Annotated in this window: 15 protein-coding genes and 1 pseudogene; 11 read left to right on the top strand and 5 right to left on the bottom strand. The window is 36.0% G+C overall.

The annotated features are described in order from the left end of the window. From J3U24_RS05435 to fbpC, 6 genes and pseudogenes are all read left to right on the top strand, one after another. Positions 1-98: pseudogene (locus J3U24_RS05435) on the top strand (elongation factor Tu); the annotation flags it as partial. A 135-nt stretch (positions 99-233) separates the two neighbouring features. Further along, positions 234-635: a preprotein translocase subunit SecE gene (gene secE, locus J3U24_RS05430; RefSeq protein WP_065563742.1), complete on the top strand. Its 402-nt coding sequence runs from the start codon at positions 234-236 to the stop codon at positions 633-635. Position 636: 1 nt separating this feature from the next. Then, positions 637-1,182 (top strand): transcription termination/antitermination protein NusG, encoded by a 546-nt coding sequence (gene nusG / locus J3U24_RS05425; RefSeq protein WP_065563741.1) that lies wholly within the window; start codon positions 637-639, stop codon positions 1,180-1,182. A gap of 531 nt (positions 1,183-1,713) precedes the next feature. Next, positions 1,714-2,715 carry an ABC transporter substrate-binding protein gene (locus tag J3U24_RS05420; RefSeq protein ID WP_416379937.1) on the top strand — a complete coding sequence of 334 codons (1,002 nt, stop codon included), beginning with the start codon at positions 1,714-1,716 and terminating at the stop codon, positions 2,713-2,715. 116 nt (positions 2,716-2,831) lie between these two features. Then, on the top strand, positions 2,832-4,916 hold the full coding sequence (locus J3U24_RS05415) for an ABC transporter permease (RefSeq protein WP_267337153.1): 2,085 nt from the start codon (positions 2,832-2,834) through the stop codon (positions 4,914-4,916). Between the two features lie 162 nt (positions 4,917-5,078). Beyond that, positions 5,079-6,125 (top strand): ferric ABC transporter ATP-binding protein, encoded by a 1,047-nt coding sequence (gene fbpC, locus J3U24_RS05410; protein ID WP_065735070.1) that lies wholly within the window; start codon positions 5,079-5,081, stop codon positions 6,123-6,125. A 313-nt stretch (positions 6,126-6,438) separates the two neighbouring features. Here fbpC and J3U24_RS05405 read toward each other — a convergent pair whose 3' ends face one another. Both J3U24_RS05405 and J3U24_RS05400 read right to left on the bottom strand, forming a co-directional pair. Next, positions 6,439-8,364, bottom strand: coding sequence for an ABC transporter ATP-binding protein (locus tag J3U24_RS05405; RefSeq protein ID WP_267330379.1), 1,926 nt, complete (start codon positions 8,362-8,364; stop codon positions 6,439-6,441). A gap of 221 nt (positions 8,365-8,585) precedes the next feature. Then, positions 8,586-10,589 (bottom strand): OPT family oligopeptide transporter, encoded by a 2,004-nt coding sequence (locus J3U24_RS05400; protein ID WP_267337151.1) that lies wholly within the window; start codon positions 10,587-10,589, stop codon positions 8,586-8,588. Positions 10,590-10,809: 220 nt separating this feature from the next. Here J3U24_RS05400 and mazG point away from each other — a divergent pair, with 220 nt between their 5' ends. Together mazG and J3U24_RS05390 are read left to right on the top strand one after the other, a co-directional pair. After that, positions 10,810-11,607: a nucleoside triphosphate pyrophosphohydrolase gene (mazG, locus tag J3U24_RS05395; RefSeq protein WP_267330381.1), complete on the top strand. Its 798-nt coding sequence runs from the start codon at positions 10,810-10,812 to the stop codon at positions 11,605-11,607. Further along, a complete protein-coding gene (locus J3U24_RS05390) occupies positions 11,600-12,040 on the top strand; it encodes a hypothetical protein (protein WP_267337150.1) in 441 nt (146 codons plus the stop codon). The genes mazG and J3U24_RS05390 overlap by 8 nt, the downstream gene beginning before the upstream one ends. Positions 12,041-12,274: 234 nt before the next feature. Here J3U24_RS05390 and J3U24_RS05385 read toward each other — a convergent pair whose 3' ends face one another. Both J3U24_RS05385 and gltB read right to left on the bottom strand, forming a co-directional pair. Next, positions 12,275-13,687: an FAD-dependent oxidoreductase gene (locus tag J3U24_RS05385; RefSeq protein ID WP_065563736.1), complete on the bottom strand. Its 1,413-nt coding sequence runs from the start codon at positions 13,685-13,687 to the stop codon at positions 12,275-12,277. 14 nt (positions 13,688-13,701) lie between these two features. After that, on the bottom strand, positions 13,702-18,159 hold the full coding sequence (gltB, locus tag J3U24_RS05380; protein ID WP_267330383.1) for a glutamate synthase large subunit: 4,458 nt from the start codon (positions 18,157-18,159) through the stop codon (positions 13,702-13,704). A gap of 390 nt (positions 18,160-18,549) precedes the next feature. Here gltB and J3U24_RS05375 point away from each other — a divergent pair, with 390 nt between their 5' ends. After that, positions 18,550-19,731 (top strand): NAD(P)/FAD-dependent oxidoreductase, encoded by a 1,182-nt coding sequence (locus tag J3U24_RS05375; protein WP_267337149.1) that lies wholly within the window; start codon positions 18,550-18,552, stop codon positions 19,729-19,731. On the opposite strand, the gene J3U24_RS05370 is transcribed toward J3U24_RS05375, so the two are convergent. After that, complete coding sequence (locus J3U24_RS05370) at positions 19,728-21,152, bottom strand: sigma-54 interaction domain-containing protein (RefSeq protein WP_416380035.1); 1,425 nt, start codon at positions 21,150-21,152, stop codon at positions 19,728-19,730. The two genes, J3U24_RS05375 and J3U24_RS05370, sit on opposite strands and share 4 nt — an antisense overlap. 254 nt (positions 21,153-21,406) lie before the next feature. Between J3U24_RS05370 and lysA the strand changes: the two genes are divergently transcribed. Together lysA and J3U24_RS05360 are read left to right on the top strand one after the other, a co-directional pair. Beyond that, the gene (gene lysA / locus J3U24_RS05365) at positions 21,407-22,804 is read left to right on the top strand and encodes a diaminopimelate decarboxylase (protein WP_267337147.1); all 1,398 of its coding nucleotides are present in this window, start codon (positions 21,407-21,409) and stop codon (positions 22,802-22,804) included. A gap of 53 nt (positions 22,805-22,857) precedes the next feature. Beyond that, positions 22,858-24,264, top strand: coding sequence for an APC family permease (locus J3U24_RS05360; protein ID WP_065563731.1), 1,407 nt, complete (start codon positions 22,858-22,860; stop codon positions 24,262-24,264). Positions 24,265-24,273 lie beyond the last annotated feature (9 nt).

Genomic DNA, 24,273 nt, shown 5'->3' with positions numbered 1-24,273 from the left:
TAATTCACCCAATCGCAATGGCAGACGGCTTACGTTTCGCTATCCGTGAAGGTGGTCGTACTGTTGGTGCTGGTGTTGTTGCTAAGGTTATTAAATAATTTAAGCAAGCACTATTTAGAAAGGGTGTCGTTTGATGCCCTTTCTTATCTAGTCTGTTTAGCAAAATGTTTTTATTAAGAAAGAGCATTTTGGAAAATGGATAATATTATAAATAACATAATTATAGGTTCTATATGCTAGTAAGTAACGAGAGTCAAGATACAAGCACAGTTCTAGACAAGTTTAAATGGGTTTTGGTTCTAGTATTAATTGCGTTAATTGTTTGGGGAAATTCTTATTTCTCTGCGCCTAATGATATATATCAACCAAATACAGTTGTTCGAATTATTGCGGTTGTTGTCATTTCGCTTTTAACCTTATTTATTGCATTTACAACCAATAAAGGAAAATCATTTATAACATTTCTGCAAGAATCACGAAAAGAGTTAAGAAAAGTTGTATGGCCAACTCGTAAAGAAACAGTACAAACAACTTTATTAATAGCTGTTATTACAATTATTGTTGGTACAGCTCTTTGGGGTATGGATTCTTTGTTCCGTTCAGTCATCTTTTATTTAACATTAATAGGGCGTTAATATGAGTGAAACACAACAAAAACGCTGGTATGTGATCCAAGCTTATTCTGGCTATGAAGCACGTGTTGCACAATCATTACGTGAATATATTAAATTACATAATATGGAAGATTCTTTTGGTGAAGTTTTAGTACCAACCGAAGAAGTTGTCGAAATGAAAAGCGGTCAACGCCGTAAAAGTGAACGTAAATTTTTCCCAGGTTATGTTTTAGTTGAAATGATGATGAACGATGCGACTTGGCATCTAGTTAAAAGTGTTCCAAGAACTTTAGGATTCATCGGTGGAACATCAGATCGACCAGCACCAATCAGCCAGCGTGAAGTTGACGCTATCATGAATCGTTTACAACAAGTTGGTGATAAACCACGTCCTAAAACCCTATTTGAACCAGGTGAACTTGTTCGAGTTAATGAAGGACCGTTTGCAGACTTTAATGGTGTAGTTGAAGAAGTTGATTATGAAAAAAGTCGCCTAAAAGTATCTGTATCAATTTTTGGTCGTTCAACACCGGTTGAACTTGATTTTAGCCAAGTAGAAAAGAGCTAATTTATCTGAATATTTTTAATTCAATGAAAAGAAAAATCACAGAAATTATTCTGTGATTTTTTTTAACCTGCCTTATAAAATAACAACTATTATTCTTTATTCACTACTTAAACGTAATGACGTAGATAGCCTTGTTTTGATATCAACGTCAACGTCAACGTTCTATTCTTTCAATAAAAAGTACGATATAAAATGTTGGTGAATTTTTTTCATCACCGACAAATTGGATACTTTTTTTATATTTTTTTCTTCAAAAGTTCAATCCTATCACTACATACCTCATTAAGTATCTCTCCTAACAAGTATTTTGATAGTTCATAATGATGTACTTAACTTTAAGTCTTAAACAACATTCTTATTAAATAGTTGTAAATATTATAAATTGTCTAAAAAAATTAGATCGTTATCACAGTATCAATTATGCATTTTATGTAACATATAAAAATTATAGTTTTTTATTCAATGAAAAAGAAAATATTAATTATCTAAGGGAAGGAATTAACTATGCAAAAAAAAATATTAACATTATTAATGTTGATGGGAATTGCTGTTGGAAGTGCATCGGTTGCTAATGCCAAAGGTCGATTGGTTATTTATTGTAGTGGTACAAACGCGTTATGTGAGGAAGAAGCTAAGGCTTTTGGCGAAAAATATAATGTTAAAACATCACTTATTCGTAATGGTAGTGGTAGTACATTGGCAAAAATTGAAGCAGAAAAAGAAAATCCGCAATCAGATATTTGGTATGGTGGAACGCTAGACCCACATTCTCAAGCCGGTGAAATGGGATTATTGTATGCATATCAATCACCAAATTTAGAGCAAATCATACCAGAATTCCGTGATCCAGCTAAAATAAAAGGGAATTATTCTTCAGCCGTTTATATTGGTATTTTAGGATTTGGTGTAAATACTAACAGAGCAAAACAGCTAGGTGTTGAAGTACCAAAATGTTGGGCTGATCTGATTAAACCTGAATTTCGAGGTGAAATCCAAATTGCTGATCCACAAAGTTCTGGCACAGCTTATACAGCACTAGCGACTTTTACTCAACTATGGGGTGAAGATAAAGCCTTTGATTATCTTAAAGCGCTTAATCGTAATATTTCTCAATATACTAAATCTGGAGTAGCTCCGGCACGTAATGCTGCAAGAGGAGAAACTATGATTGGTATCGGTTTTTTACATGACTATTCATTAGAAAAGGAAAACGGAGCGCCATTAGATTTAATTTCACCTTGTGAAGGCACTGGTTATGAGATCGGAGGTATAAGTATTATTAAAGGAGCACGTAATTTAGATAATGCTAAGTTATTTGTTGATTGGGTATTATCTAAGCAAGCACAAGAAATTGCTTGGCAAAAAGCCAAATCCTATCAGATTCCAACTAATATAACAGCAGAGTCCTCACCACTAGCACTAAAATTAAATGATCTTAACCTAATTAAGTATGATTTTGATAAATATGGTGATTCCAAAATGCGAACTTATTTAATTAACAAATGGGTTAATGACGTCAAAATGGAAAAATAACATTATTTTTCTGGAATATTACCTACTACTAGCTGTGTATATCAGCTAGTAATTACTAATTACTTCTTTTTGTGTAGATAATAAAATTTTTGCACTATGTTAGTTGTGGTGAATTTATGTCATATAGTATTTCTAGTCAATTAAAACAGCAAATGTGTAAATGTGATCCAGTTTTTTTCTGGTTAGCTTTTATTGTTATTTCTTTTATTTTATTTCCATCCTATGGATTAGATTATGGATTGTTTGAATCAACTACTGATGAATTATTAGAATCATATGGTTGGTCAAATATTGGTATTAGTATTGTATGGTTTGTATTACCATTAGTTTTATTAGTAAGACCTATTAAGCCTCTTGATCGTTCAGCGCTACCTCGTCATTATTTTGATGCTGTTTATGCATTATTTTGTATGGTATTTACCGTAACAAGTTCATGGTTTTTTAATCACAGCATGGGCTATGCGACAATATTTCTGTTTATTGGCTTAGGGATGATAATGACTCATGCATTTGCTCGCCTTGAGTGGATGGGTGGGGATTGCTTTGTTATTGGATCAATGATAACAATTATCATATTGATATTAATATTTATCTTATACCCAACTATTACTATCTTTATGCCAATGTTTACTGACGGAGAGAAGTTTGTACCATTCCAATTCATCGATATTTTGTCAAAATCTTATATTATTCGGGTGATTTTTAACTCTATTTTATTAGGTATTGCTGTTGGAATTAGTGCAACATTTTTTGGTTTAATCTGTGCGCTGTATACTGCTAGAATCGCTAAGCGTTCGGTGGTTATAGGTCGAATTTTTTCTCTATTACCAATTGTTACCCCTCCTTTTGTCGTTGGGCTTGGTGTTACGCTGATGATGGGGCGATCTGGTTATGTTACTGAATTTGCTGCTAATTATTTAGGTTTATCTGATACTAACTGGTTGTATGGTTTTACTGGTATCTGGCTTGCACAGGTATTAGCTTTTGCTCCAATGTCATTTATGATTTTAGACGGTGCAATCAAAACAGTTCATCCTTCATTGGAAGAAGCTTCTTATACACTAAGAGCAACACCCTATAAGACATTTTTTTCTATTTTTCTGCCATTAATAAAACCAGCATTAGCCAATTCATTTTTAATTGTTTTTGTACAATCACTTGCCGATTTTAGTAACCCTTTAGTTTTAGGTGGTAATTTTGATGTGCTTGCTACACAGATCTATTTTTATATTACTGGGGCACAGTTAGATTATCCTTCAGCAAGTACCCTAGGTAGTGTGTTATTACTATTCTCTTTAGCAATATTTTGTGTACAGTATCTTTGGATTGGTAAAAGATCTTACGTTACCGTTTCAGGAAAATTTTCTCGTGGTGATGTTCAGCCATTACCAATTAGTTTGAAATGGATCATTGTGGGATTATTTGCATTTTGGACACTATTTAATGGATTGCTTTATGGAAGTATCTTCTATGGTAGCTTTACGGTTAATTGGGGCGTTGATTACACCCTAACATTGGCAAATTTCATTAATCTATTTGGACAAGGATTTAGCGATGGCGCATGGCCATCTTTATTAGATACCTTATTATTTGCAGGTATTGCTGCGCCAATCACAGCCTTTTTGGGTTTATTAATCGCTTATGTTGTTGTTAGACAACATTTTAAAGGTAAAAAGATTATTGAGTTTACTACAATGCTTTGCTTTGCTGTGCCAGGAACAGTTGCTGGAGTATCTTATATTTTAGCTTTTAATACCGCCCCTTTTTATCTAACAGGTACCGCTGCTATAGTAATTATCTCGATGATTATGCGTAATGTACCGGTTGGTATTCGGGCTGGAATAGCTGGGCTAGGGCAATTAGATAAATCTCTAGATGAAGCTTCATTAAGCTTAAAGGCTGGATCATTTAGAACTATATTTTATATTTTAATTCCGCTTTTACGCCCAGCGATTTTATCAGCTTTAGTTTATAGCTTTGTGCGAGCGATTACTACGGTGAGCGCAATTGTGTTCTTGGTTACACCCGATACACGTGTTGCAACTGCCTATATTTTAAATAGAGTTGAAGATGGTGAATACGGTATTGCCATTGCCTACGGCTCAATATTAATTGTAGTTATGCTGTCAATTATTTTGTTGTTTGATTATTTAGTTGGTGAATCAAGAACATCTCGTTCAACTGCTAAAAATACCCAATAGTTTGTCTCAGAAGGACTATAGGTTTAATTGAACGTAAGTAGCTTTTGGTTATGCTTGAATCTTAGGATTGTTTAATTATATAAATAGAATCTATAAGGTTAATAATTTTTTTGAATTAAATTAAAAGTTTAATATTAAAAAACTTTTGTGTAGGAATGAATTATGTCGAATGAGAATTATGTTGAACTAAGAAATATTACTAAACGATTTGGTAAAAACACGGTGATTGAAAATTTCAATTTATCTGTTGCTAAAGGTGAAATGATTACCTTACTAGGCCCTTCAGGCTGTGGAAAAACCACAATTTTGCGTCAACTTGCAGGACTTGAAAAGCCTAGTGAAGGGCAAATATTTATTGATGGTGAAGATGTAACTAATTTATCTATTCAGCAACGAGATATTTGTATGGTGTTTCAATCTTATGCACTTTTTCCACATATGTCGATAGGTGAAAACATTGGTTATGGATTGAAAATGATTGGTGTACCTAAAGAGGAGCGTAAAAAAAGGGTAGAAGAAGCATTAGAATTAGTTGATCTAGCAGGATTTGCCGATCGTTTTGTCGACCAAATTTCGGGTGGACAACAACAACGTGTTGCTTTAGCCCGTGCGTTGATACTTAAGCCTAAAGTTTTATTATTTGATGAACCATTAAGTAACTTGGATGCCAATTTACGTCGCAGTATGCGAGAGAAAATACGAGAACTACAGCAACGTTTTAATATTACTTCATTTTATGTCACTCATGATCAGAGCGAAGCTTTTGCTGTATCGGATAGGGTACTGGTTATGAAAAAGGGGATCATTATGCAAGTTGATTCACCACAACGTTTATATCGCAGACCTGCTTCAAGGTTCATGGCTAATTTTATGGGGGACGCTAATATTTTCCCTGCGCATTATGACAATGGTTATATTTCAATTTTTGGTTATAAGCTCGATTGCCAAGATCAAATCAAACCTAAATCAACACAATGCGTTGTTGGTGTTAGGCCAGAGGCTATTGAATTGATGGAAAACCGCGCTGAAGATTGCCAAAAATGTCGTGTCGAAAATGTAGCATACATGGGGGCTCAGTATGAAATTTCAGTTAACTGGCATGATCAAATTTTACTTTTACAAGTTAATTCTATTTTATTAAAACCTAAAGTAGGCGATGAATTTTATCTAAAAATTCATCCAGAAGGAATGTTTGTGTTAGATGAGTAAATTACCTATACAGATTTAATAAATCATTTTTAGTGATACAATCTGGTTTGCTTAACTGTTTTTATCATTTTTTACTAAAGTATAATACCTCCTCTTCTAAGGAGGTATTTTTGTTGTCATTTAAATCGTTTGTTCTTTAATCAGATAACTCTTAGTAAACAGTGACCAAGAAAGGATATATTGGTGGTGCGAAGCCTATATTGGAATATCCAAAATTAGCCATTAAAGGGAAAATAACTAGCGGCAATGATTAATATTAAAGATTATTCTGAGTGCACTTCAAATTAACAACAATAAAATTTAAGAAGCCGTTTCACTGCTCACAATTAAGATCTTCTAATTGTTGTTGTAAATCCAGCCAATTCATTTCTACTTGTTCCTGCTGGTTTTTTAGTTGACTCTGTTTTAATAATAATTCAGTTAATTCTGATTTTTTATCATTTTCATAAATAATCGGATCTGATAATTGCAATTCAATGTCTTTAAGAGCGGTACTCAATTGTTCAAGTTTTTGCTCTTCTTTTTGCAACAATTTTTTAATTGGCTGCATTTGCGCTCTTAATTCCGCTTCACGGCGTTTTTGTTCTTTTCGTTCTTGCGAAGAAATATTTTGGACACTATCTTTTTTAGCTGTATCTTGATCTGGTTCAGGCTGATTTTCCGCTTTCTGCTCGTCGGCAAGCCATTTTTGATAATCATCGAGATCACCATTAAATGGTTCAACTTTGTGATCGTGAACTAAATAAAACTCATCAGTTGTTGAACGTAGTAAGTGGCGATCATGCGACACAACAACTAATGCGCCTTCGAAGTCAATAAGCGCTTCAGTTAATGCTTGGCGCATATCTAAATCTAAATGGTTAGTTGGCTCATCAAGTAACAGTAGGTTTGGCTTTTGCCAAACAATTAATGCTAAAACTAATCGAGCTTTTTCACCACCTGAAAATGTTTTTACAGGTTCATTGACTTTATCGCCATGAAAATCAAAACCACCTAAGTAATTACGCAATTCTTGTTCTGTTATTTTAGGATCAGAAAGCTTAGTTAAATGCCAAAGTGAGGATTCTTCACCACGCAAATACTCTAACTGATGCTGAGCGAAATAGCCTAATTGAACACCTTTGGCTAAATTAATATGACCTTCTTTAGGTTGTAATTCTCCCGCTAATAATTTAATTAAAGTCGATTTACCAGCTCCGTTCCGTCCTAATAAACCAATTCTCGAACCGGGAACAAGATTTAATTTAATTTTTTCAAGGACGATTTTATCTCCATAACCAGCAACCACTTTATCCATCATCAATAATGGACTTGGTAAAAATTCAGAAGGTTTAAAATTGAAATGGAAAGGATTATCCACATGTGCCGGTGCAATAAGCTCCATTTTTTCTAACATTTTAATTCGGCTTTGAGCCTGTTTTGCTTTGGTTGCTTTTGCTCTAAAGCGATCAATATAGCTTTGCAGATGGGCGACTTTTTGTTGCTGACTTTCGTATAATGATTGTTGTTGTGCCAATTTAGTTATACGTTGGTTTTCAAATGAAGAATAGTTTCCGGTATATTCAAATAAACTTTTTTGTTCAATATGAATAATTTTATTAACAAGTGGATCTAAAAAGTCTCGGTCATGAGAGATTAAAATAAGCGTTCCCTGATAATTACTCAACCATTTTTCAAGCCAAATCACTGCATCTAAGTCAAGGTGGTTAGTTGGTTCGTCAAGCAGCAGTAAATCAGAACGGCACATTAACGCTTGCGCCAAATTTAGTCTCATCCGCCAACCACCGGAGTAGGATTTAACCGGTAAATTGAGTTGTTCGTTAGAAAATCCTAAACCATGTAATAGTGTTGCGGCTCTTGCCCGTATTGTCCAAGCATCAATGGTATCGAGTTGTTCGTGAATGATCGCAATTTGCTCACCATTATTTTCTTGATTAGCAATCGTTAGTTTTTGTTCTAATTGGCGATATTCTCGATCCCCATCAATAGCGTATTCAATAGCTGGAACATCTAAAGCAGGTGTTTCTTGATTAACCCAAGCAAGCTGCCATTGTGTAGGTATTGATACACTTCCAGCATCAGAGTGAATTTCGCCTTTAATTAATGAAAAAAGGGTGGATTTACCACAACCATTTTTACCTACTAATCCAACTTTTTGTTTAGGATTAATTGTTGCTGAAGCGTTATCTAAAAGCAGATTAACACCACGACGAATTTGGATAGAATCAAAAACAATCATAATATTGCCATCTATTACTCTAAAAAAAAGCTATGCTAACAAAAAAAGAACTTTATGCAATACGTTTTACTGGTGATTTATCCGCATTGCATTTGAATCGAATATTTATGATTGATACGGTAAACAATGCGGAAAATGATAAAATAAGATTATTTATTAATATGTTGAATAAAAATCATATTTAATAATTAATGTAATCATTGCCTAAATATTAATATCACTTAAATTTTACTTTTTATTGCCGACAAAGCTCTGCGAATAAAAAGCCAACAGATAAGGATAAATACCAATAATCCTAGGTATTGTGGTAAATCACCTAAGTTTTTAAATATTGCCAATGGGGCATCACTTCCTCCATTAGTAATACTTATCACAATTACTACCGCTAATATAACGCCAATTAAACTTTCACCAACTATTAAGCCCGATGCAATTAATGCTGCTTTGCTATCCACTTTTTTAAATTGTATTTCTGGATCAACATTATTTTTCTTTGAGTTAGCATAAGTATAACGTTTTATAATCCAAGATAGTAATGTGCCAACAAAAATCGGTGTAGTGACACTTGGTGGTAAATAAATGCCTAATCCGACAGCAAGAGCTGGTAATCTAAATTTTGAGTTATTTTTAGCAAAAATTAAATCAGTGATGATAATTATTCCCCCTAAAACTAGGCCAATAAAAATCATTGTCCAATCAAGTTTATGCGAAAAAATACCTTGTGCAATAGTTGTCATTAAAGATGCTTGAGGAGCAGCTAAAACTTGAGAAAGATCCATATCACTGCGAGGAACAGCACCTGTAAATCCGTAAGCGTGATATAAGGTTTCTAGAATAGGAGCTATAACTAAAGCACCCACAAAGCAACCAATTAATAAAGCAACTTGTTGCTTCCATGGTGTTGCATTGACTAGATAACCTGTTTTTAAATCTTGCAAATTATCATTTGATATACATGCTATTGCTAAAACAGTACTTGTCGTAAATAATGCTAATGCTGTTGCAAAATTCGATCCTTCAATCGTTGATAACATGCCATTAATTTCACCTAGTCCTAATAAAATAAGTGAAACAGCAATAACTGCAACTATTGCAATACCAGACATAGGACTTGCTGATGATCCGACTAAACCAGCCATATATCCACAAGCTGCAGCAACTAAAAAACCCATAATAAAAGAAAACAATACCGCACATGCAACTAATGACCAAGCTATGCCTGTAGATAAGCCACTATCAGCTATAAATGAGTAAAAAGTCACGATTAAAATGACTAACATCATCCCCATAATAGAAAAAATCCATTTAGGGGATAGATCGCGTTCTGTTGTGTCTTTTATTGACACATCTGAACGTAGAGTTTTAAAAGAAATTTTCACTCCTTCAATAACTGGTTTTATTAAAGAAAGCAAAGTCCAAACAGCTGAAATAGCAATCGTTCCTGCACCAATAAAACGGATATCGTTGTCCCAAATTTGCATGGCAACTTGAGATAAAGGTAAACTTGAATCATAACCGTTGATAACTGTTAAAATCGGTATGCCAAATACCCAAGCAATAATAGTCCCAAGTAGTATTGCAATACCTGAAATAATACCAATTAGATAGCCAGCACTTAATAACGCTAAAGAAAACCCTAAGGGTATTTGAAATATTGCTTTGCCTGCTGTGAACCAATAAGCTGTATTTCCAGATAGCAGTTTAAATCCATTAGTAAATAAACTGACTAAAGAAGCAATTACGCCACCGAATAAAATATCTTTTAATCCACCATTAGCGTCATTTCCTTCTGCCTTTGACCCAGCCTTTAATATTTCGGCAGCAGCAACACCCTCAGGGTAAGGTAAATCGCTTTTTACTACCATGACATGTCGAAGCGGTATAGAAAATAACACACCTAACATACCACCAGCCAAACATACAGCAAAGGTTAACCAAAATGGGAAATCATGCCAGTATCCCATCATTAATAAGCCCGGAATAACAAAAATGATTGAAGATAATGTCCCTGCAGCAGAAGCTTGCGTTTGAACCATATTATTTTCTAAAATGGTTGAATTAGGGAAAAACCGCAAAATCGCCATAGAAATTACAGCTGCAGGAATTGCAGATGAAAAAGTTAAACCGACCTTTAAGCCCAGATAAACATTTGATGCAGTAAAAATCATTGTTATCAGTGCACCAAGAATAATACCTCTAAATGTAAGTTCTCGTAGTTTATTCATATTTTTAGTGTTTTTTTAGTTGAAATTAAATGTATTATATACTTAATTGTGCATTTTGAGTGTAAATCTGTGTGATTTTGTTGTTTTTAAATTTTTATTCATTGTTTTTAAATGGAAATATTTTTATTAAATTTTGGATGCTTACTATTTAGTTATTAAAACATTACTATTTTGTTTTGATACAATGTTATTTAACAATTACTACTTTGTGAGAAATATCGTGAACCAATTAGAACGTTTACAAGCTATTACTAAACAATTACGTAATCCAATTAAAGGTTGCGAATGGGACAGTAAGCAAACTTTTGAATCATTAAAATCATATACTCTAGAAGAAACTTATGAAGTCTTAGATGCCATAGAAAAAAAAGATATGGCTGAACTTAAAAATGAACTGGGTGATCTACTGTTTCAGATTGTTTTTTATGCTGACTTAGCAAATGAACAAGGTTTATTTAATTTTGATGATATCTGCCTCTCTGTTGCTGATAAGCTGATTAGTCGTCATCCCCATGTCTTTTCAAATGATACTACTGTTAAGCCAAATTGGGAACAACTTAAGCAACAAGAACGTGATAAACGAGCACAATATTCACTATTAGATGATATTCCCACCGCCATTCCAGCATTAATGAAAGCTGAAAAAATACAAAAACGCTGTGCATCAGTTGGATTTGATTGGGTAGAGTTAAAACCTGTTATTGATAAAGTTAAAGAAGAGCTTAGCGAAGTGGAAGAGGAATTGAATAAAACCGCACAAGATCAATCCAAAATTGAAGAAGAGCTTGGCGACTTATTTTTTGCCACCGTTAACTTAGCCAGACATTTAAAAGTTAAATCTGAGTTATGTTTACAAAATGCCAATAACAAGTTTATAAGGCGTTTTAAGCTGGTAGAATTATTACTTAAACAAAAAAATCACAATTTAATTGATGCAACACTTGAAGAAATGGAAGATGCATGGCAAATTGTCAAACAATCTGAACAATTATCTAGCGAAGTAAATCAAAATGACTGAACAAAAAAATGAATTATATCAAGAAATCGAAGCATGGGCACAAAATGCCATTTTACATAGCCCAACGTGGAGTATTAACCAGCTCGATTATTCCGAAAAAAGTATTGCTGTTGTTGAAATTATTATTGGTGAATTAGCTGAGAAAAATTTTAGTATCCCTGAAGAACAGCTTAATATGATTGCTCAAGAGTATGGTTGTTACTTATTACTGACAGCCCAAAAATTATACGGCGGTGAGTTTTATTGGAATGAAGAACTTGAACAACCGATGTTAATTTGTTGTGAACCACAAGCAGCTATCGTGTTATTAACTTGGAATAAAGTCAAAGGGCGCCTTTTAGGGGATGAAGCTGATCATCTAGCCTTTTTCTTAGAAGGGTTTGCTGAGGCGACTAAAAATCCTGAAAATGGTTCTCAGATTGTCTATTTATAACCAAATAATACAATAATTAAAGGTTATTAGCTGATACAATTTCATGTTATCAGCTAATAGTCATTAATGCCAATTATCAAAGTGAATATGCATTGGCGATTTCAACTCGATAAATGACGATATTTAGGTTGTAATCAATAAACGTTATGGTTTAGGCAGATCAATAAATATTAAGTAATAAGCCTTACTCCCACTCAGTAGGGAATGGAAATAAGGTTTACTTAGTTAATCACTTTATACTTCTAAGTAATCTAAAATCCCTTCTGCCCCTTTGCGACCTTCGCTAATGGCAGTCACCACTAAATCCGATCCTCTTACCGCATCACCGCCAGCAAAGATTTTTGGATGGCTGGTTTGGTAACCTTTGCTTTGTGGTGCGATTATGCGCCCTCTATCATCAAAATCAACACCATGTTCGGCTAACCACGGCATAGAATGAGGTTTAAAGCCAAATGCCATTACAACTGCATCTGCCGGAAGTACAAATTCCGATCCTTGAATTATCACCGGAGAACGACGACCTTTTGCATCAGGTTCGCCAAGCTCCGTTCTTACCATTTTTACACCAGTAACATGACCGGCATCATTGATTTCGATGCTCAGAGGTTGTACATTGAATTGAAATTGTGCGCCTTCTTCTTTAGCATTTTTAACCTCGCGTTTAGAACCTGGCATATTAGCTTCATCACGGCGATAGGCGCAAGTCACTTCAGTTGCACCTTGACGTATAGACGTTCGAACGCAATCCATTGCTGTATCACCACCACCTAATACCACGACGCGTTTATTTTTCATATCGACATAAGGCGCATCATCAGTTTGTTGGTGTTGCATAATATGTTTGGTATTAGCAATTAAAAATGGTAGGGCATCATAAACACCATCGGCATCTTCATTTTCTAGGCCTGCACGCATTGATTGATAAGTACCAGTACCAACAAAAACTGCATCAAATTCATTGATGAGATCGGCTAATTGTACAGTTTTACCCACTTCAGTATTAAGGCGAAACTCAATTCCCATTTCGGTAAAGACATGTCTGCGGTGAATTAAGACTTCTTTATCTAATTTGAAAGCAGGAATACCAAAAGTTAATAGGCCCCCAATTTCCGGATGACGATCAAAAACAACTGGTGTAACACCATTACGTACTAAGACATCAGCGCAAGCTAATCCAGCAGGGCCTGCACCAATAATTGCGACTCTTAGTCCAGTTTTTTCAACGTTAGATAGATTTGGTTTCCATCCCATTTTAAAGGCTTCATCAGTAATATAACGTTCAATACTGCCAATCGTTACGGCTCCAAATTCAGCATTTAAAGTACAGGAACCTTCACAAAGACGATCTTGCGGACAAACTCGTCCACACACCTCTGGTAGACTATTGGTTTGGTGAGATAGCTCAACCGCCTCTAAAATCTTCCCTTCATTAATTAATTTTAACCAATTAGGAATATAGTTATGTACTGGACAGCGCCATTCACAATAAGGATTACCACAAGCCAGACAACGATCTGCTTGTGCTTGAGATTGCGAGGCTGAAAAGCCTTCATAAATTTCAACAAACTCAATTTTACGGACGTTTAGCGATTTTTTAGGCGGATCAACACGTTGTAAATCGATAAACTGATAAACATTTTGACTCATATCGTGTTTTCTCCTTACTGTGCTTGCACACGTAGCTCTGCTGAAGAGCGACTACGGTGACCTAATAACGCTTTAACATCACTAGATTTTGGTTTAACTAAAACAAATTGTTTCGCAAAATCTTCCCAATTAGCTAATATCTCTTCTGCCCAAGATGAGTGAGTAAGCTGTGCGTGTTCCATGATTAAACCACGTAAATGTTCTTCATGAATCGAGTAGTCAGCCACATTTAACATTTCAACCAACTCTTTATTAATACGCTTATGCAAATCACCATCGGTATCTAAAATATAAGCAAAACCACCAGTCATACCAGCACCGAAGTTTACGCCAGTTTTTCCTAAAACACAGACAATTCCGCCCGTCATATATTCGCAGCCATTATCACCAATGCCTTCAACGACACTTATGGCTCCAGAGTTACGCACAGCAAAACGCTCACCCGCTCGACCAGCAGCAAATAATTTACCGCCAGTTGCGCCATATAAACAGGTATTACCAGCAATGGTTGCTTCATGGCTCAAAAATGCAGAACCTTGTGGTGGACGAATGACAATGCGACCTCCAGCCATGCCTTTACCAACATAGTCATTAGCATCCCCTGTAAGGGTTAAATCCACACCACCAGCATTCCAAACGCCAAAACTTTGACCTGCAGTACCATTGAAGTTCAATGAAATAGGGGAGGTAACCAAGCCTTGATCGCCATATTTTTTAGCAATATAACCGGATAAAGTGGTACCAACAGAGCGATCTGTATTTTGAATGTCAAAGTAGAAACTTTTAGTTTGACGATTATCAACCGCATCTTGTGCTTGAGTTATGATCTCTTTATTAAGCACACCTTTATCAAATGGTTTGTTATCTTCAATACAATGAACTGGTTTGCCTTCAATAGGTGATGCTGTTTTAAGTAAACTTGATAAATCCAGTTTTTGCTGTTTTGCAGTAATACCATCTAGTTCAATAAGCAGATCAGTACGACCAATTAAATCAACAATTTGTCTAACACCAAGTTCAGCCATAACTTCTCGAGTATTACGCGCAAGAAAACGGAAGTAGTTCATCGCTTTTTCTGGCAATCCATGATAATGTTCGCTACGTAATTTTTCGTCTTGAGTGGCCACGCCGGTTGCACAGTTATTTAGGTGACAAATACGGAGGTATTTACAACCCAATGCAACCATTGGCCCAGTACCAAAACCAAAACTTTCAGCGCCTAGAATTGCAGCTTTTACAATATCTGCCCCCGTTTTTAATCCACCATCAACTTGCAAACGAATTTTATGACGTAACCCATTAGCAACTAATGATTGCTGGGTTTCAACCAAGCCAAGCTCCCAAGGGGAACCCGCATATTTAACTGATGTTAATGGGCTGGCACCAGTACCACCGTCATAACCTGAAATGGTGATTAAATCTGCATATGCTTTAGCAACCCCTGTTGCGATAGTGCCTACTCCCGGTTCAGAGACTAATTTAACCGAAATCATTGCAGTTGGATTAATCTGTTTCAAGTCAAAAATCAATTGAGCTAAATCTTCAATTGAATAAATATCGTGGTGTGGTGGAGGTGAAATTAATGTCACTCCCGGCACAGAAAAACGTAATTTTGCAATATAAGGGGTGACTTTATCACCAGGTAATTGTCCTCCCTCACCTGGTTTTGCGCCTTGGGCTACTTTGATTTGAATAACATCGGCACTCATTAAGTAGCCTGGTGTAACACCAAATCGACCAGAAGCCACTTGTTTGATACGTGATACTTTTATCGTGTTGTAACGAGCGGGATCTTCTCCACCCTCACCAGAATTAGAAAAACCACCTAATGTATTCATTGCTTCAGCTAATGATTCATGCGCCTCTGGGCTTAAGGCACCGATTGACATGGCAGCGGAGTCAAAGCGTTTAAACAATGATGATTCTGGTTCAACTTCATCAAGCGAAATAGCCGCGTTTTCAGGAGGATTTAGTTTTAATAAATCTCGTAGAGTTGCTGGTGGTCGATTATTTACAATATCCGCATAACGTTGATAATCTTCATAATTACCTTCATTAACTGCTTTTTGTAGTGATTGCACCACATCTGGATTATAAGCGTGGTATTCACCACCATAAACAAATTTGAGTAATCCACCTTGTTCTAATGGTTTACGTCGTAACCATGCTTTTTTAGATAAATTAAACTGATCTTGAGCAAAGTCCTCAAAATTGGCACCACTGATACGGCTAGTTACACCTTGGAAGCATAGCTCAACGACTTCTTCATGGAGACCAACTGCTTCAAATAGTTTAGAGCAACGGTAAGAAGCGACTGTTGAAATCCCCATTTTTGACATAATCTTATATAAGCCTTTATTAATACCATTACGGTAATTAATAATCGCTTCACGGTAAGATTTATTCATCGTACCATTATCGACCATTTGCGCTAAAGTTTCATAAGCTAAGTATGGATAGATTGCAGTTGCGCCAAACCCTAGCAAGACTGCAAACTGATGCGGATCTCGACAGCTTGCGGTTTCAACAATGATATTGGCATCACAGCGTAGATTTTTTTCAACTAAACGTTGTTGCACTGCGCCAACAGCCATTGGGGCTGGAATAGGTAAGCGATCTGGCGCTATATTTTTATCTGATAGGATTAGTAGTACAGTTCCTTCACGTACTTTTGCTTCGGCATCACCACATAATTGTTCAATTGCATCACGTAAGCTACCATCAATTTCATAAGTGATGTCAAGCGTTTCAGATTTGTAGTAGCGTGATTCTAAGGTCGTTAATTGTTTAAAATCCGAATGAACTAATACCGGGTATTTAAAAGCAACTCGATGAGCTTGACCTTCAGCTTCAGCAAACACATTCATTTCACGACCAATGCTCGTTGATAGTGACATCACGTGTGCTTCACGCAATGGGTCGATAGGTGGGTTAGTTACCTGAGCAAATTTTTGTCGGAAGTAATCATAAATTAAGCGAGGACGACTTGATAATACCGCAAATGGCGTATCATCGCCCATAGAACCTGTTGCTTCTTGACCATTTTCACCTAAGACTCGAATACACTGGTCAAGTTCTTCACTGCTATAACCAAATTGTTTTTGGTAAGTAGCTAGTAAAGTATCGTCATAATCACGAGAGCCGATATCATCATCAGGAAGATCTTCAAATGGAATCAGCCGTTTTACATTCTTAGCCATCCATTCTTTGTACGGATGACGTTTTTGTAAATCGTTATCCGTTTCTGACGATTGTAAAATGCGACCTTCTTCAGTATCAATCACTAGTAATTCACCGGGACCAACACGTCCTTTGGTCACTACTTCATCTGGTTGATAATCCCAAATACCAATTTCGGATGCACAAGTAATTAGTTTGTCAGTGGTAATCACATAACGTGCAGGGCGAAGGCCATTACGATCTAAGTTACAAGCGGCATAACGTCCATCGGACATAACGATACCTGCAGGGCCGTCCCACGGTTCCATATGCATAGAGTTGAAATCAAAAAAAGCACGGAGATCTTCATTCATATCCGGATTGTTTTGCCATGCAGGAGGCACAAGTAAACGCATAGCACGAACAATATCCATACCGCCTACTAAGAATAATTCAAGCATATTATCTAGCGAGCTTGAATCCGAGCCTGTAACATTAACAAACGGCGCGGCATCTTGTAAATCGGGTATAAGTGGCGTTTTGAATTTGTAAGATCGCGCTTTAGCCCATTGCCGATTACCCTCGATAGTATTAATTTCACCATTGTGGGCTAAATGTCTAAATGGTTGAGCAAGTGGCCAACGCGGTACGGTATTGGTTGAAAAACGCTGATGGAATAAACAAATTGCTGTTTCCATACGAATATCAGCCAAATCTAAATAGAATCTAGGTAAATCTTTAGGCATACATAAGCCTTTATAGATATTGACCTGATTTGAAAAACTACATACGTAAAACGTATCATCTTGCACACGTTTTTCTATGCGGCGTCGTACCATATACAAACGACGCTCCAAATCAATTTTTGTCCATCCAGCAGGGGCATTAACAAAAACTTGTTCGATTCTTGGCAGTGATGACAGGGCAATTTCACCCAGAACGCTTTTATCAATTGGTACTTCACGCCAACCTAAAATAGATAGAGTTTCTTCGGCTAGCTCTTCTTCTACAATATCACGGCTTGCTTGGGCTTCGGCTTCATCTTGGCTTAAAAATAGCATGCCTACAGCATAGTTTGTTGCCAAACGCCATCCGGCATCTTCTGCGACAACTCTAAAAAATCGATCTGGTTTTTGCATTAAAAGCCCGCAGCCATCGCCCGTTTTACCATCGGATAAAATGGCACCACGGTGTTGCATTCGAGCAAGTCCGTGGATTGCAGTACGCACCACTTTGTGACTTGGTTGCCCTTCTATATGAGCGATTAAACCAAATCCGCAGTTATCTTTCTCATGATGCTGGTTATATAACATATCATTGCCTCTAATTCATCGTTATTATTTTTTGAGAAGATATAGGCATTAATCCCATAATAGGTGTGAAGGTAATTAAAAATAGGTTTTTGGTCAAATAAATATTACTTATAAGTCAATCTTTTAATAACTCAGTCTATATTTATTAATGAAGCTAATATCTCATATTAACTATTTGTTTATACTATAATTAAAATTTAATAGAGACAAAAGTTTCAGAAATTGGTTTTTTTCTCATAATAATAATTAATATTTGATTAAAAAAAAGTTGAGGAACGGGGTTTTTGAGCATCAAAATTGGCGATTTTTACACATTTTTTCAAGAATGAGTGAGTTAGAATCGCTACTCTTATATAATAGATAATCTTTATTATGGGTAATAGGTCTTATATGCGAAATAAAATTACAATTATTGGTGCGGGTGCTGCTGGGCTTTTTTGTGCCGGATTATTAGGACAAAAAGGTTATGATGTAACTGTTATTGATAATGGTAAAAAATTAGGACGCAAAATTTTAATGTCTGGTGGTGGTAAATGTAATTTTACCAACCTTAACGTAGAATCAACCCATTATATTTCAGAAAATCGTCATTTTTGTAAGTCTGCATTAAAGCGCTTTACTCAATGGGATTTTATTCAACTGGTTAATCAATACAATATTGCCTATCATGAAAAAGATCACGGACAGTTATTTTGTGATAATTCAGCACAAGATATTGTTGATATGCTTGCCCAAGAGTGCCAAAAGGGGCAAGTTAAATTCATGTTAAACACTCAGCTTGAAGATGTTGAGGCTGAGCAGCAAGGATTTAAACTATCGACTTCACAAGGTTTTGTTCATACTGATAAATTAATTGTAGCAACTGGTGGGCAATCTATGCCAGCACTAGGTATGACCGCTATCGGATATAAAATTGCCGAAAAATTTTCGATTCCTGTTGTGCCCGTAAAAGCAGGGTTGGTGCCATTTACCTTACATAAACCTTTGCTAGAAGTATTATCCACTTTGTCGGGCATTGCCGTGCCGGTTGAAGTATCTAATGAACGAATATCTTTTAAAGAGAATTTGCTATTTACTCATCGAGGATTATCTGGACCAGCGATTTTACAAATCTCTAGTTATTGGCAAGCAGGTGAAGCCATTACCATTAATTTGTTACCAGACGTAAGCTTTGAAGGTGATTTTCAACTCTTGTTAGAAAATAATCGCAATCAAAGCATTAAAAATTGTTTGGCGCAAATATTACCGAAGCGGTTAATTGAAGCTTTGATGCAATTAAATTTGATAGTCGATTTAACCGTTAAGCAATTAACGCCTACTCAACAGCAAGTGCTTTACCAAACATTAACTAGGTGGATGGTTACACCGAATGGAACGGAAGGCTATCGTACAGCTGAGGTAACTTTGGGTGGTGTGAGCTGTGATGCTTTATCGTCAAAGACTATGGAGGCGAAAAATCACCTCAATCTCTATTTTATTGGTGAAGTTGTTGATGTAGCTGGTTGGCTAGGTGGTTATAATTTCCAATGGGCTTGGAGCAGTGCATTTGCTTGCGCGCAAGCCTTTGATTAATTATCAATTACCCCCATATGTATATCATATTTCTTAACTTTATATTGTAAGGTGGTTCGCGAAACATCGAGTAATTTTGCCGCTGTAATAATTTTCCCATTGGCCTGATTTAATGCATCAATAATAAGTTGCTTTTCATAATTTTCGACTTGTTCGGTAAGATTACCAGTTATTTCGCTGGTAGTCGGTTTTTCAAGCTTGGCTTCATCTTGTGGATAAGGGCTATGAAGGTCAAATAATTCTTCATCCAGAATAATCTGCTGCAATTCTCCTGGCTCATTTTGTAATACCATACTACGGACAATAGCGTTTTCTAGCATTCGCACATTACCCGGCCAAGGCGCTGACATAAGTTGCTGTAATGCATGTTCACTAATACCAGTAATCACAACACTTACATCAGTTTTATGTTTATCAATAAAGTATCTTGCCAATACAGGAATATCTTCTTGTCTTTCGCGTAGTGCTGGCAGTTTAATTAATCCGACATTTAATCGATAAAATAGATCACTACGCATTTTGCCTGTTTTTAATAAATCAGCCGGTGATTCATTCATAGCTGCAACAATTCGAACATCAGCATGTTGCTCTTTATTCCCGCCTAGTGGCCAATAGGTTTTTTCTTGTAAGAATCGTAACAGTTTGCTTTGCATTTCAAGTGGCATCGCGTTAAGTTCATCAAGAAATAACGTACCACCATTAGCAAGTTCAAGATAACCTTGGCGATTTTCAGCTCCAGTAAACGCTCCTTTGACAGTCCCGAATAAAGTACTTTCAATCAATGTTGTAGGCAAAGCGCTACAGTTAAGTGAAATAAACGCTTTATCACGGCGTTGGCTAGTTTGGTGAATTAATCTAGCAAATAGCTCTTTCCCTGTGCCGGTTTCGCCAACAATCAATACTGGCACATCATTACTACCTAAAATATTAGTTTGGTCTATCACCTGCTGCATTTTTTTTGAAGCAAAAACGATTTCTGGTAATGGCTGTTCTTTATTTTGATATAATTTTCTATTAAGACTGAATACCTGATCTTGCAGTTGTCTAACATTAGATAAATTACGACCAATTTCAACCGCGCCAATAATTTCTTTTTTGTGATTATAAAGAGGAACCGTTGTATGTTGATAATCAACTAATTTGCCCACATGATTATAATAGGTTTGATAGGTATCTTGATATTCTTTACCATGTAAAGCTTGTAGCATAGTACTATCTTCTTTTTTCAAATTAGGGTAAACTTTAAGCATTGGTTTACCTATGGCTTGTTCCATTGGATAGCCATCAAGTTCTGCACTTTCCTGATTGTAGTAAATATATTTACCTTCTTTGTCAATAATAGCCATAGGCTGATGTATTAGATCAAAAAAATGTTTAAATATTTCCAATGCTTGTAATAATTCAGGATCAATTATCATGATACTAAAACCTTTTAAAAGTTGGATTCTTACTAAGTATAGCGAGCGTTAATTTAAATATCTTTCAATTATTACTAAAAAAAGTGACAAATTTTTGTCATAAAAACATATTTTTTACTAAATGACTAATATTAAATTTGTAATTATTCTGTTAAACAATTGATTGTTTGTGTTTTTTTAAGTTGGCACGTTGATTGCATTGTAAGTGAGTAATCTTTTTACTTACCTTTTTTATGTACTAATTAACTGGAGGTCATATGTCCGACACAATTATGTCAAATTATAACAAAATACGCACAGATCTTATAACTAAAGATCGTCGTTTCAGTGCTCAAGGCGGCAAACTTTGTTTTGATGGTGTGAATTTGGAAGAATTAGCAAAGAAATATCCAACACCTTTTTACGTATTTTCTGAAAAAGAAATTGACCGTAATATTCAGGAGATCAAAGATTCGTTTAAAGCTCATCCAAATACTAAGATTTTCTATGCGTCAAAAACATGTTCAGTAATGGGTGTGCTTAAAGCGATTAAAGATGCGGGTATCTATGCAGAAGCTAACTCAATGTTTGAAGTTCGTAAATGTTTAGAAATCGGTTTCCCAGGTAGCCAAATTGTTTTCAACGGTGTGGTTAAAAAACCGGTTGATTTAGAATTTGCTATCCAAAACGATCTTTACATCATCAACGTAGATAGCCTATATGAGCTTGATATTATTGATGAGATTTCTCGACGTTTGAAAAAAGTTGCAAATGTTTGTGTGCGTGTTGAACCAAATGTACCATCAGCAACTCACGCAGAATTAGTGACCGCTTATCACGCTAAATCTGGTATCGACTTAGAACAAGCTGAAGAGACTTGCCGTCGTATTCTTGAAATGCCTTATGTTCATTTACGTGGTTTACATATGCACGTAGGGGATCAAGTACCAGAAGCAGAACCTTTTGCAAAAGCGACTAAAGTATTAGTTGATGAATCACGCCGTTTAGAAGAAGTTCTTGGCATTAAATTTGATTTAATCAACGTTGGTGGTGGTATTCCTGTTCCATATAAATATGACGAAGAAAATGGTAATCCATTAGAAGACAATATGTATGCTGGTATTACTGCACAAGATTTCGCCGATGCGGTAATCAGTGAAGTACATAAATGGCGTACTGACGTTGAAATTTGTATCGAACCAGGTCGTAAAGTAACCGGTTCAGCTGGTGTGCTTTTAACTGAAGTTGCTTGTGAAAAACGTAAAACTAACTACGATTTAGACGGTAACATTGAAGAACATGTTGAATGGAAATTTGTTGATGCGGGTTACAGCGTATTATCTGACAGTCAACACTTTGATTGGTTCTTCTATGTTTATGATGCATCAAGAATCACTGAGCAACATGATGAGTACATTAAATTAGCGGGTCCATTATGTGACGGTGGTGACTATTTCCATGTGGGTGTTAAAGGTGAAGAATTCTTATTACCTAAAGGCACACAAATTGGCGATATCATTGCTTTCCTTGATGCCGGTGCTTATACCATCGAAAGCCAAACCGTTTATAACAACCGCCCACGTACTGCTGTTGTTATGATTGATAAAGAAGGCAAAGATCGATTGATTCGCCGTGAAGACACTTACGAGGATATGGTTGGATACGACGTGTATTAATCATGAACTGGCTGGGGCAATAACTGCCCCAGTTGTTATTATGTGAGGTTATTATGAGTGATTCTAAAGATTCAAGTTTACTTGGTATTAAAGACATTGTGTTTATGAATGTCATTGCAATATTGAGTTTACGTCAAATTCCTAATGTTGCTCCTTACGGAGCGTCAGCAATGGTGCTTTGGCTACTTGCTGCATTTTGTTTGTTTTTTCCATTAGCCATGGTTTGTGGTGAGCTTTCAACAGGCTGGCCAAAAGATGGTGGGATCTTTGTATGGGTAAAAGAAGCATTTGGTAAACGTGTCGGTTGGATAGTGGTTGTTTGCTTCCTGTTTTCATGTGTGCTTTTCTTCCCATTAATGTTGCAGTTTGGTTTTACTGCAATTGGTTATATGTTTAGCCCTGAACTTGCTCAGAATCAGGTATTTATTGGTGTTGGCTCCATGGCAGTATTCTGGATCTTAACGTTAATGAATATCAAAGGCATGAAATGGACTAAAATCATTAACAGTGTTAGTGCATGGTTAGGTGTATTTATTCCTGCTGCTATTATCGTGTTATTAGCTATTGTATGGTTAATGACTGGTCATCCAATGGCAACTGATTATAGCCATGTTAGTGATTGGATTCCGGATTTAAGTAGCTGGGATACTATTGTATTTTTATCAAGCATGATGTTTGCTTTTGCTGGGCTAGAAGTTGCACCAATGATCGCTGGTCGTACTCGTGATCCACAACGTGACTTCCCTAAAGCGATGGCGGTATCTGCAGTTGTTATCGTTGGTATCTATATGATTGGTACTTGGGCAATTAATACCTTATTACCTGCTGCTGATACTGATATTGTTGCCGGTGTAATGCAAGCGATGGAAGCTGCTGCTAAAGAGCTACACATGCCTTGGTTATTACCAGTAATGGCAATTTGTTTGTTCTTTGGTGCATTAGGTCAAATTAACTCATGGTTAGTTGGTCCTATCTATATGTTACAAGAAGCATCAAAAGAAGATAACTTACTTGGTGAACGTATTGGTCGATTACATCCTGTATATCAAACACCAGCATTTGCTTTAGTTATCCAAGCAATAATTGTAACGGTACTTTGTTTCTCAACATTCGTATCACCAAGTATTGCTGCTGCATATTGGATGTTAACTGCATTAACAACCATTTGTTACTTTATTCCTTATTTAGTGATGTTTATTGCGTACTATCGCTTACGTATTACTCAACCAGATGTACCACGTAGCTTCAAGATTCCTGGTAAAGTTTTACCAATTATTTTACCTGGTTTAGGTTTCTTATCTACGCTATTTGCGGTGATCTTAGTCTTTATTCCACCAGCACAAATTGATATGGGTGGATATGTTGAGTACATCGCTAAAATTGTTGGTGGTGCAGTGCTTGCAATTGTGTTAGCTGAATGGATATACCATCGCGCACAAAGACGTAACCGCTTGCAATAAGATATAGAG

The sequence above is a fragment of the Gilliamella sp. B2785 genome, from assembly GCF_026537005.1.
Classification (GTDB): domain Bacteria; phylum Pseudomonadota; class Gammaproteobacteria; order Enterobacterales; family Orbaceae; genus Gilliamella; species Gilliamella apicola_E.
Note: the sequence above shows the minus strand (reverse complement) of the source record. Positions and strands in the feature narration are given on the sequence as shown.